This is a genomic window from Xanthomonas sp. SHU 199 (assembly GCF_000364665.1).
In the GTDB taxonomy this organism is placed as follows: Bacteria; Pseudomonadota; Gammaproteobacteria; order Xanthomonadales; family Xanthomonadaceae; genus Xanthomonas_A; species Xanthomonas_A sontii.
On record NZ_AQOI01000112.1, the window covers coordinates 1 to 11,303 of the forward strand.

Genomic DNA, 11,303 nt, shown 5'->3' on the forward strand with positions numbered 1-11,303 from the left:
CGAGCGCGCGCTGCGCCTGCCACGCGCGCAGCGCAGCCAGGACATCGCGCATCGCGCCCGCGACTGGGCCGAGCTGCGCCCGGAATGGGCCCTGGCCGGCTGCCAGGCTTTCATCGCCGCGCCGCGTGCGCGCACGACCGGACGCGACCTGGCGGGACGCGCCTTCCTGCACGACTACGATTGGCGGCGCGACGAAGGTTTCGGTGTGCTGGAATTGATCCTGACCGCACCGGTGGTGGTCGCCAGCTGGATCAGCCTGCAGTACTACGGCTCGACCGTCGCACCCGAGGTCTTCGGCGCCGGCAACAAGCTGCTGCACAACGTCACCGGCGGCATCGGCGTGGTCGAGGGCAACGGCGGCCTGCTGCGCGGCGGACTCCCCTGGCAATCGGTCCACGACGGCGAACGGCTGATCCACGAACCGCTGCGGCTGTCGGTGCTGATCGAAGCACCGACAGCCGCGATCACCGACATCCTCGAACGCCATCCGCAGGTTCGCGCGCTGTTCGACAATCGCTGGCTGCATCTGTTCGCGCTGGACGACCAGGGCCGCATGGCGTCGCGCTACACCGGCGATCTGCGCTGGGAGGCGTGTCCTGGCGATGCGCCGTCCAAGCGCAGCGCCGTGCCGGCACACGCGTGACCAGATGTCACCTGGTCACATCGACCCACCTGTCGACGTCCCTGCACCTGATGCGGGGGGCTGCCTGGCGACGCGTCAAATCCTGGATCGCATCGGCGATAAGTGGAGTCTCTACATCGTCGCCATGCTGGCGAACGGCCCGCAGCGCTTCAACGCATTGAAGCGTGGCATCGACGGCATTTCCCAGCGCATGCTGACGCTGACCCTGCGCGGACTGGAACGCGATGGACTGGTCACGCGGACGCTGTATCCGACGATCCCTCCGCGCGTCGATTACGCACTGACCGACCTTGGACGCACGCTATTGAAGCCGGTCATGGCGCTGGTCCACTGGGCGAACGAGAATCAACGCGCCATTGCCGAAGCGCATCGACGTTTCGACGAGGCGCCGGAGCAAGATCAGGTCTTGGTTCAGGGCGTCGTCTACCAGCGTCGCTAGTCAGACCCCGTTTTCGTGGGGCGCGACTGGAAGAAGCAACTGCCAGTAAGCGACATCCACCCAACGGCCGAGCTTGTAACCGACCTGCTCGAAGTGCGCGACCTTCTTGAACCCCAGCGCCTCGTGCAGCCGGGCACTTGCATCGTTCGGCTGAGCGACACCGCCGATGACTGCGTGCAACTCCAGCCGTCGCAGTGTTTCCAGCAGCGCGCCATACAGGACAGCGCCCAGCCCTCGCCCGCGATGCCCATCAGCCAGATAGATCGTGGATTCCACCGAACGCTGGTACGCCTTTCTCGCTCTCCATTGGGTGGCGTAGGCATACCCGGCAACCTCGTCGCCCACCAGCGCCACCAGCCACGGAAGGCCGACGCGCTGGACGTCTTCAATGCGCCTGGCCATATCGGCCGACGTCACGGGATCCAGTTCGAACGTGACGCACGTGTTGGCGATGTAGTGGTTGTAAATGTCCGCGATGCGCTGGGCATGCACGGGACTGGCCGAAACGACAGTCGCTGTCATGGTCACCGGCTTCCTTTGTTGATGGCCTGGATCACAGCCGCTTCGACATGCAGACAGCGCTGGACGGACAGAGGCGTTCGAACTGGCTCGACGCCCCGACCAGCGGCGGCACCTGCCCCCGGTCGCACTGCACGTAGCCCATGGCGGCGAACACATCCTGCGCCGTCGTGGTCAGCAGATACAAGGCAAGCACCTCACGCTGCACAGCCAGGCGCTCCGCCTCCCGAACCAGCCGACGCCCGAGGCCATCACCGCGATGCCCCTCCGCGACGCACAACGAACGCAGCACGCCATGTTCGCCATGGAATTCGACAGCCACGGTGCCGAGCAACCCACCCCGACGCGCGGCAAGGAACTGTCGCGACGCGTGACCGGCGATCAGGTCGGAGGTGGGCAACCCCGAGGACTGCAGCAGTTCTTCCGTCTGCGGATCGAACTGCGCCAGGCTGATCACCACGTCCATGACATCACCTCGGTATGTGCAGAAGAACGACACGGCGGTTGGCGACTGCCTGGCGATGCGCCGTCGGCACGACATGAGCCGCGCCCACGCTCATGTCGCAGCCATTCCGCATCGAATGCCAAGCGTCAACAAGTCCGCCCCTCTCCGCAACGCGCGTCGCCGCCGCAGCAGTTCTCGGTCAGGTAATCGAGCAGGCGCGTCATCGTGTCGAACTCGGCGCGATAGCAGACCGTCCTGCCCCTTTGCTCGGCGCGGATCATTCCGACAGCAGCCAGCTCCTTCAGGTGGAAGGACAGGGTCGGCCCCGGCAGGGTCAGCGCGCTGGCGATCTCGCCCGCCAGCTTGCCCGCCGGTCCGGCCTGGACGAGCAGCCGGAAGATGGCCAGACGGGTCTCGTGGCCCAGTGCTGACAAGGCCTTGGTTGCGGTCAAATGTTCCATTATTTTAGAATAATTGAATTAATTAACCCAGGCAATCGATCATGGACCTTCCCAATCTGGATGCAACGCTTGCGCCCACAGCGGATCGCGCGCGCCTGGCTGCCGGCGATGCCGAGCACAAGCCGCGCATCCTGATCCTGTATGGATCACTGCGTCCAGAGTCCTACAGCCGAAAGCTGGCACTGGAAGCGCAACGGCTGCTCGACTACTTCGGCGCCGAGACCCGCGTCTTCGATCCGCACGACCTGCCCATGGTCGATGCCGTCGGCCCGGACCATCCGAAGGTGCAGGAACTGCGCGCCGCTTCGCTGTGGTCGGAAGGCCAGGTCTGGGTGAGCCCCGAACGTCATGGCGCGGTGTCGTCGGTCTTCAAGAACCAGATCGACTGGCTGCCCCTGCAGGAAGGCAGCGTCCGCCCGACGCAAGGACGCACGCTCGCGGTGATGCAGGTCTGCGGTGGTTCGCAATCCTTCAACGTGGTCAACGCGCTGCGCCTGCTTGGGCGCTGGATGCGGATGGTGACCATCCCGAATCAGTCGTCGGTGCCGAAGGCCTGGCAGGAGTTCGACGCCAATGGCCGCATGAAACCATCGGCGTACTACGACCGCGTGGTGGACGTCATGGAGGAACTGGTGAAGTTCACCTATCTGGTGCGCGGCCGCAGCGACTACCTGGTCGACCGCTACAGCGAGCGCAAGGACACGCAGGCCGCCGCTGCACTGGCGGCAGCCGCAGGGGCGATCGAAGCCACCCAGGCGGCAAAGACCGCGCCCTGAAGGCCGTGATCTGCCACAACCCGGACTGCGGAACCTCGCGCAACACCTCGCCCTGATCCGCCACGCGGGAGCATACCCACAGGTCGTCGAATACCTCAAGACGCCTCCAAGCCGGCAGCGACTTGTGGAGCCGATCGCCGCATCCGGGCGACGGTGCGGGAGGTTCTTCGAAGAAAGACACGCCGTATCAGGCGCTGGAGCTACGCAGTACCGAGCTGACGGACAGCGACCTGCTGGACGCGATGCTGGAAGGTGAGCCGGAACACAACCGCAATGCCAAGCCTGCTTCAGGGCGCGCCGATCAGCCAGCGCCGCCCACGAAGGAGGTCACCTCACTCCCACTCGATCGTCGCCGGCGGCTTCCCTGAAATGTCGTACACCACCCGCGAGACCCCGCGCAGCTCATTGATGATGCGATTGCTCACGGTGCCGAGGAAGTCGTACGGCAGGTGCGCCCAGTGCGCGGTCATGAAGTCGATGGTCTCCACCGCGCGCAGCGCGATCACCCACTCGTAGGCGCGGGCATCGCCGACCACACCGACCGACTTCACCGGCAGGAACACGGCGAAGGCCTGGCTGGTCTTGTCGTAGAGGTCGGCCTTGCGCAGTTCGTCGATGAAGATCGCGTCGGCCTTGGCCAGCAGTTCGGCGTACTCGCGCTTCACTTCGCCAAGGATGCGCACGCCCAGGCCGGGGCCGGGGAACGGATGGCGGTAGACCATGCTGCGCGGCAGGCCGAGTTCGACGCCCAGGCGCCGCACTTCGTCCTTGAACAGTTCGCGCAACGGCTCGACCAGGCCCAGCTTCATGTGCTCGGGCAGGCCACCGACATTGTGGTGACTCTTGATGACGTGGGCCTTGCCGGTCTTGCTGCCGGCCGACTCGATCACGTCCGGGTAGATGGTGCCCTGCGCCAGCCACTTGGCATTGCGGAGCTTGTTCGACTCTTCGTCGAAGATCTCCACGAACAGGTTGCCGATGATCTTGCGCTTGGCTTCCGGATCGCTGACACCGGCCAGCGCCTGGAAATAGCGGTCGGCGGCGTTGACGCGGATCACCTTGACGCCCATGTGCTCGGCGAACATCGCCATCACCTGGTCGCCTTCCTGCCAGCGCAGCAGGCCGGTGTCGACGAACACGCAGGTCAGCTTGTCGCCGATCGCCTTGTGCAGCAGCGCGGCGACCACCGACGAATCCACGCCGCCGGACAGGCCGAGGATCACCTCGTCGTCGCCGACCTGGGCGCGCACGCGGGCGATCTGGTCGTCGATGATGTTGGCCGCGGTCCACAGCGTGGCGCAGCCGCACACGTCGACCACGAAGCGGCGCAGCAGGGTCTGGCCCTGCAGGGTGTGGGTGACTTCCGGATGGAACTGCACGCCGTACCAGCGCTTGGCCTCGTTGGCCATGGCCGCGACCGGGATGCGGTCGGTGACGGCGGTGATGGTGAAGCCCGGCGGCACCTGCGAGACGTGGTCGCCGTGGCTCATCCACACGTTTAAACGCGAGGCGCCTGCGTGATCGGTCAACCCGGAGAACAGCGCATCGGCAGCGACCACCTCGACCTCGGCGTGGCCGAACTCGCGCTGGTCCGCCGCTTCGGTGGCGCCGCCGAGCTGCGCGGCCAGGGTCTGCATGCCGTAGCAGATGCCGAAGATCGGCAGGCCGCTGTCGAACACTTCCTGCGGCGCGGCCGGCGCGCCCGGCAGCGTGGTCGATTCCGGACCGCCGGAGAGGATGATGCCCTTGGCGCCGAAGCCGGCGATCTCGGCCGGATCGTGGTCCCACGCCCAGATCTCGCAGTACACGCCCAGTTCGCGAATGCGCCGCGCGATCAACTGCGTGTACTGCGCACCGAAATCGAGGATGAGGATCTTGTCGCTGTGGATGTTGGTCATTGGGGCCGGGAATCGGGAACGGAGAATCGGGAATGGGCAAAGCGGTGCAGACGCTGGTTCATCGATTCCCGACTCCCGATTCCCCATTCCCGGATGGGCGTCAGCCCATCCTGTAGTTCGGCGGTTCCTTGGTGATCTGCACGTCGTGGACGTGGCTCTCGCGCTGGCCGGCACCGGTGATGGTGACGAACTTGGGCTTGGTGCGCATGTCCTCGATGGTGGCGCATCCCACGTAGCCCATGGTCGCGCGCAGGCCGCCGATCAGCTGGTGGATGATGCCGCTGAGCGGACCGCGGTACGGCACGCGGCCTTCGATGCCTTCCGGCACCAGCTTGTCGGCGTCGGAGGCATCCTGGAAGTACCGATCCTTGCTGCCCTTCTCCATCGCGCCCAGGCTGCCCATGCCGCGGTAGCTCTTGTAGCTGCGGCCCTGGAACAGTTCGACCTCGCCCGGGGCTTCCTCGGTGCCGGCGAACAGGCCGCCGACCATCACCGTGGAGGCGCCGGCGACCAGCGCCTTGCCGATGTCGCCGGAGTAGCGGATGCCGCCGTCGGCGATCAGCGGGATGCGGTCCTGCAGCGCCTCGGCGACCATATCGATCGCGGTGATCTGCGGCACGCCGACGCCGGCGACCACGCGCGTGGTGCAAATCGAGCCGGGACCCACGCCGACCTTGACCGCGTCGGCGCCGGCGTCCATCAGTGCCAGCGCGCCGTCGCCGGTGACGATGTTGCCGCCGATCACCTGCAGCTGCGGGTAGGTCTTCTTGACCCAGGCCACGCGGTCGATGACGCCCTGCGAATGGCCGTGCGCGGTGTCGACGATGACCACGTCCACGCCGGCCGCGGCCAGCAGTTCGATGCGCTGCTCGGTATCGCCGCCGACGCCCACCGCGGCGCCGACCAGCAGCCGCGTGGCGGCGTCCTTGGCGGCGTTGGGGTTGTCGGTCTTCTTCTGGATGTCCTTGACCGTGATCAGGCCGCGCAGCTCGAAGCCGTCGTTGACCACCAGGATCTTCTCGATGCGATGGCGGTGCAGCAGCTGCAGCACTTCCTCGTCGCTGGCGCCTTCGCGCACAGTGACCAGGCGATCCTTCTTGGTCATGATGTGGCGGACCGGATCGTCGAGCTTCTTCTCGAAGCGCATGTCGCGGCTGGTGACGATGCCGACCAGTTCGCTGCCGTCGACCACCGGCACGCCGGAGATGTTGCGGGCGCGGGTGAGTTTGAGCACCTCGCCGATGGTGGTCTCCGGACCGACCGTGAACGGCTCGGTGATGACGCCGGCCTCGAACTTCTTGACCTTGGCCACTTCGGCCGCCTGCTGCGCTGGGGTCAGGTTCTTGTGGATGATGCCGATGCCGCCGAGCTGGGCCATGGCCACCGCCAGGCGGTGCTCGGTGACCGTGTCCATCGCGGCCGAGAGGATCGGCAGTTTCAGGCGCAGGTCGCGGGTCAGCCGGGTTTCCAGGCTGACGTCCTTGGGCAGGACGGTCGAATGGGCGGGGACGAGCGAGACGTCGTCGTAGGTGAGAGCTTCAGCCTGGATGCGCAGCATCGGCGGACCCGAGTGTGGGGAAGCGCGGCATTTTAACGCATTTGGGGCGGGGATTGGGGATTCGGGAGTGGGGATTCGTCAAGACCGCGCCCTGCGCGGTCGGGCCGTTTGCCTCTCTTTCAGCAGGGCGATCTCGACGGCCTGCCGATCCCGCATGCAAACCGGAAAGGCCGCGCATGCGCTTTTGCTGTTGCCTTTAACGAATCCCGAATCCCGAATCCCCAATCCCGCGCAGCCTTCAACGAATCCCTAATCCCGACTCCCCGCCGCCTCAGCAGCCTCGATCGTGTTCTGCATCAGCGTGGCCACGGTCATCGGCCCGACCCCGCCCGGTACCGGCGTAATCCAACTGGCGCGCTGCGCCGCCGCGTCGAAGCCGACGTCGCCGACCAGGCGGCCGTCGTCCAGGCGGTTGATGCCGACGTCGATCACCACCGCGCCGGGCTTGACCCACTCGCCCGGGATCAGCCCCGGCCGGCCCACCGCCACCACCAAGATGTCGGCGTCGCGCACCCGCGCCTCCAGCACCTCCGGTGGGGTGAACTTGTGACAGCAGCTGACCGTGCAGCCAGCGATCAGCAGTTCCAGCGCCATCGGCCGGCCGACGTGGTTGCTGACGCCGACGATGGTGGCGTTGCGCCCGCGCACCGGCTGATCGGTATGCGCCAGCAGGGTGACGATGCCGCGCGGGGTGCACGGGCGCAGGCCGAATTCGCGCAGCGCCAGGTGGCCGACGTTCTCCGGATGGAAGCCGTCCACGTCCTTGCGCGGATCGATGCGATGGATCAGCCGGCTGGCATCGGGGATGCCCGGCAGCGGCAACTGCACCAGGATGCCGTGGATCTTGGGATCGGCATTGAGCCGGTCGATCAGCGCCAGCAGTTCGGCTTCGCTGGTGCCCGCCGGCAGGTCGTAGTCGAACGCCTCGATGCCGACCTTCTCGGCCGCGCGGCGCTTGTTGCGCACGTAGACCGCCGAGGCCGGATCGCCGCCCACCAGCACCACCGCCAATCCGGGCCGCGGCTGCCCGGCCGCCAGCCGCGCGTCGACCCGCGCCTTCAGCTCGTCGAGCAGGTCTTCGGCGATGCGCCGCCCGTCGAGGATGCGGGCCGGGACGGAGGAGACGGGCGCGGAATCGGTCATCGGGGCGGGCGGGTGTAGAGTCTGGGGATGTCCATTGTCCCCGATTCCGCCATGACCGACACCACCCGCATCGAGGCCGCCGCCTTCCGTCGCCTGCTGCAGCACCTCAATCAGGCCCGCCCTGACGTGCAGAACATCGACCTGATGATCCTGGCCGGGTTCTGTCGCAACTGCCTGGCCGACTGGTACCGCGAGGCGGCGGCCGCCGAAGGCGAAGACCTCAGCAAGGAACAGGCGCGCGAGCGCGTCTACGGCATGCCGTTCGCCGACTGGAAGGCGCAGCACCAGGCCGAGGCCACACCTGAGCAACTGGCCGCCTTCGCCGAGGCGCAGCGCAAGCACGGCTAGCGCGATGCTGCGTTACACCGCGATCGCGGCGGCCATTCTCGCCGCGGCCTATATGGTGGTCTGTGCCTTGCTCTACCTGGGCCAGCGCGACCTGCTGTATTTCCCGCAGGGCACGCGGGTGGCACCGGCGCAGACCGATTTCGCGCTGCGTCGCGGCGCGGACGTGGAGCTGCGCGGCTGGCAGGTCAATCCCGGTCGCGACAAGGTGCTGCTGTACTTCGGCGGCAATGCCGAGGATCTGCGTTTCGCACGCGCGCAGTTGCAGGCCGCCCTGCCCGACCACAGCCTCTACCTGCTCGCCTACCGCGGCTACGGCGCCAGCGACGGCAAGCCCAGCGAGAACGCACTGGTCGGCGACGCGGTGGCGCTGTACGACCATGTGCGCGCCGCGCAACCACAGGCACAGATCGCGGTGCTGGGACGCAGCCTGGGCAGCGGCGTGGCCAGCCAGTTGGCGGCGCGTCGCGCGGTGGCGCGCCTGGTGCTGGTAACGCCGTTCGACAGCCTGGTGTCGGCGGCGCAGGCGCACTACCCGTGGGCGCCGGTGCGCTGGCTGCTGCGCGATCGCTACGATTCGGCGCGCGCCTTGCGCGCCTATGGCGGCCCACTCCTGATCCTGCGTGCTGGTCGCGATCAGGTGGTGCCGCCGGCCAGCACCGATGCCCTGCTCGAGGCCCTGGCGCAACGCCCGACCGTGGTCGTCTTCGCGCAGGCCGACCACAACGACATCAGCGACGATCCGGGCTACGTGCGGGCGCTGCAGGCGTTCTTGCGCTGAGGCGGCATCGCTCGGGCGGGGTACTCAAAAGGTACCCGGGAGTCGACTGTCATGCAGCCACGACGCGCAAAGTGGTGTGTGCTTCCGAAATCGTAATCCGTCGGGACTGAAGTCCCTCCCACAGTGCATCCGGCGGGCTCGCCGCAAGTCCCTATCGGTTCCCACACGGGCACCGCACACAATGCTGCCTTGCCGTGGCTAATCGCCGCGACGCGGCTCGCCGGTCTCGACCGGCACGCCTTCCGGATTGAGCGTGCGGCTCTCGCGCCGCGGCGGCGTGAACGGAGTCGGGGTCGGCACCACTGGGGTGATGTTGCCGTACATCAGGCCCCTGCCAGCACGCACGTCGCCGGCGGCGATCTCCAGTTCCAGCCGCTCCGCATCGCGTCGCCGGATCTCGCGGGCGATGGAACGCGCCTCGCTCTCGTCCATGCCCAGTTCGATCAGCGCGGCCTGGCCGAATTCCACTGCCGATTCGAAGGTCTCGCGGATGTGGTAATCCACACCGGCGGCGATCAGCTCCAGCGCGTGCTCGCGGTCGTAGGAGCGCACCAGCAGCTTGGCCTGCGGAAACTCGGTGGTGGCCAGCTCGACGATGCGATTGGCCGCCTCGCGGTTGTCCACGCACACCGCGATGGCGCGGGCGCTGTGCGCGCCGGAGGCGTGCAGTACGTCCAGGCGGGTGCCGTCGCCGTAGTAGATCTTGAAGCCGAACTTGGCCGCGCTCTGGATCATCTCGATGTCGTTGTCGATGATGGTCACGTCCACGTCGCGCGCCAGCAGCGACTGGCTGGCGACCTGGCCGAAGCGGCCGAAACCGATGATCAGCACGCTGCCGGTGAGGCCGTCGGCTGCATCCACGCCTTCCATCGACGGCGCCTCCACCGGTGCCCAGCGCCGGTACAGCAGCACGAACAGCGGCGTCAGCGCCATCGACAGCACCACGATGGCGGTCAGGTTGGCATTGATCTGCGCGTCGATGACGCCGGCACCGCTGGCGGCGGCAAACAGCACGAAGGCGAACTCGCCGCCCTGCGCCATCAGCACGCCGCGATCCAGCGCCTGCGCATGGCCGCTGCCGGTGAGCCGCGCGACCAGGTAGATGCACGCGGCCTTGGCGGCCATGAAGGCAAGCACACCGCTGAGGATCAGCGTCCAGTTGGCCGCCACCACCGCCAGGTTCAGCGCCATGCCGACACCGAGGAAGAACAGCCCCAGCAGGATGCCGCGGAACGGTTCGATGTCAGCTTCGATCTGGTGGCGGAAGGTCGATTCGGACAGCAGCACGCCGGCCAGGAACGCGCCCATTGCCATCGACAACCCGCCGAGCTGCATCAGCAGCGCCGCGCCCAGCACCACCAGCAGGGCGGCCGCGGTCATCACCTCACGCGCCTTGGCCGCCGCCAGCAGCCGGAACAGCGGGTTGAGCAGCCAGCGCCCAGCCGCCAGCAGGCCGACGATCGCCGCGGCGCCGATACCGATGCCGATCCAGCGCGACGGCGCAGACGCGTCCGCCGGTACCGGCGCCATCCACGCCACCACCGCCAGCAGCGGCACGATCAACAGGTCCTCGAACAGCAGGATCGCGACGATCTTCTGCCCCGCCGGCAAGGCGATGTCGCCGCGCTCGCCGAGCAACTGCATCACCACCGCGGTGGAGGTCAGCACGAAGCCGGAGGCCGCGATGAAGGCCACCGGCAATGGAAAGCCGAAGGCCAGTCCGACCCCGGTCAGCACGCTCGCGCAGACGATGATCTGCGCAGTACCCAGGCCGAAGATCTGCTTGCGCAGGCTCCACAGGTGCGAGGGCCGCATTTCCAGGCCGATCACGAACAGGAACATGACCACGCCCAATTCGGCGACGTGCAGGATCGCCTGCGGATCGGAGAACCAGCCCAGGCCGAACGGCCCGATCGCCAGGCCGGCGGCGAGATAGCCGAGCACCGAGCCCAGGCCGAGCCTGCGAAACACCGGCACCGCCACCACAGCCGCGCCGAGCAGCGCTACCACCTTGATCAATTCGCTGCTGTCGGCTGCACTGGTCATGCGCCGATTCTACGCACAAGGTCCGGACATCCCCATGGAGCGGACTGCGACATGAGACGCGGCGCACTGCGTGCTGCGCGCAAGGAACCTTTTGTGCGACATGCAAGCGGTCGCGCGCTGTGCGCCGCACCCTCACCCTAACCCCTCTCCCGCAGGGAGAGGGTCTTGAGCTTGAGCGTGCGCGACGTTGCTTCAGCCATCGAGACCCGCCTCCCTTCTCCCACCGGGAGAAGGTGCCCCGAAGGGGCG

The 11,303-nt window shown here is 67.3% G+C and carries 12 protein-coding genes; 5 read left to right on the forward strand and 7 right to left on the reverse strand.

Going from position 1 to position 11,303, the window contains the following annotated elements:
• A partial coding sequence (locus D183_RS24060) for a putative inorganic carbon transporter subunit DabA (protein ID WP_039726212.1) occupies positions 1 to 643 on the forward strand: 643 nt, incomplete at its 5' end.
• 4 nt (positions 644 to 647) lie between these two features.
• Entirely contained in the window at positions 648 to 1,082 is a 435-nt protein-coding gene (locus tag D183_RS24065; RefSeq protein ID WP_026144215.1) for a winged helix-turn-helix transcriptional regulator, read from the forward strand.
• On the opposite strand, the gene D183_RS0105315 is transcribed toward D183_RS24065, so the two are convergent.
• The 3 genes from D183_RS0105315 to D183_RS0105325 form a co-directional block, all read right to left on the reverse strand.
• Positions 1,083 to 1,604 (reverse strand): arsinothricin resistance N-acetyltransferase ArsN1 family B, encoded by a 522-nt coding sequence (locus D183_RS0105315; RefSeq protein WP_017908087.1) that lies wholly within the window; start codon positions 1,602 to 1,604, stop codon positions 1,083 to 1,085.
• A 31-nt stretch (positions 1,605 to 1,635) separates the two neighbouring features.
• A complete protein-coding gene (gene arsN2 / locus D183_RS0105320) occupies positions 1,636 to 2,067 on the reverse strand; it encodes an arsenic resistance N-acetyltransferase ArsN2 (RefSeq protein WP_017908088.1) in 432 nt (143 codons plus the stop codon).
• Positions 2,068 to 2,192: 125 nt separating this feature from the next.
• Positions 2,193 to 2,507, reverse strand: coding sequence for an ArsR/SmtB family transcription factor (locus D183_RS0105325; RefSeq protein WP_017908089.1), 315 nt, complete (start codon positions 2,505 to 2,507; stop codon positions 2,193 to 2,195).
• A gap of 41 nt (positions 2,508 to 2,548) precedes the next feature.
• Between D183_RS0105325 and arsH the strand changes: the two genes are divergently transcribed.
• Complete coding sequence (gene arsH, locus D183_RS0105330; protein WP_017908090.1) at positions 2,549 to 3,283, forward strand: arsenical resistance protein ArsH; 735 nt, start codon at positions 2,549 to 2,551, stop codon at positions 3,281 to 3,283.
• Positions 3,284 to 3,615: 332 nt separating this feature from the next.
• Here the strand turns inward: arsH and guaA are convergent, their stop codons facing one another.
• From guaA to folD, 3 genes are all read right to left on the reverse strand, one after another.
• Positions 3,616 to 5,181 (reverse strand): glutamine-hydrolyzing GMP synthase, encoded by a 1,566-nt coding sequence (guaA, locus tag D183_RS0105335; protein WP_010342916.1) that lies wholly within the window; start codon positions 5,179 to 5,181, stop codon positions 3,616 to 3,618.
• Between the two features lie 100 nt (positions 5,182 to 5,281).
• Complete coding sequence (guaB, locus tag D183_RS0105340) at positions 5,282 to 6,739, reverse strand: IMP dehydrogenase (protein ID WP_017908091.1); 1,458 nt, start codon at positions 6,737 to 6,739, stop codon at positions 5,282 to 5,284.
• A 249-nt stretch (positions 6,740 to 6,988) separates the two neighbouring features.
• The gene (gene folD / locus D183_RS0105345; RefSeq protein WP_017908092.1) at positions 6,989 to 7,882 is read right to left on the reverse strand and encodes a bifunctional methylenetetrahydrofolate dehydrogenase/methenyltetrahydrofolate cyclohydrolase FolD; all 894 of its coding nucleotides are present in this window, start codon (positions 7,880 to 7,882) and stop codon (positions 6,989 to 6,991) included.
• Between the two features lie 51 nt (positions 7,883 to 7,933).
• Here folD and D183_RS0105350 point away from each other — a divergent pair, with 51 nt between their 5' ends.
• Both D183_RS0105350 and D183_RS0105355 read left to right on the forward strand, forming a co-directional pair.
• Positions 7,934 to 8,230 carry a DUF1244 domain-containing protein gene (locus tag D183_RS0105350; RefSeq protein ID WP_017908093.1) on the forward strand — a complete coding sequence of 99 codons (297 nt, stop codon included), beginning with the start codon at positions 7,934 to 7,936 and terminating at the stop codon, positions 8,228 to 8,230.
• A 4-nt stretch (positions 8,231 to 8,234) separates the two neighbouring features.
• Complete coding sequence (locus D183_RS0105355) at positions 8,235 to 9,008, forward strand: alpha/beta hydrolase (RefSeq protein ID WP_017908094.1); 774 nt, start codon at positions 8,235 to 8,237, stop codon at positions 9,006 to 9,008.
• Positions 9,009 to 9,206: 198 nt separating this feature from the next.
• Here D183_RS0105355 and D183_RS0105360 read toward each other — a convergent pair whose 3' ends face one another.
• Positions 9,207 to 11,054, reverse strand: coding sequence for a monovalent cation:proton antiporter-2 (CPA2) family protein (locus D183_RS0105360; RefSeq protein ID WP_017908095.1), 1,848 nt, complete (start codon positions 11,052 to 11,054; stop codon positions 9,207 to 9,209).
• Positions 11,055 to 11,303: the final 249 nt, after the last annotated feature.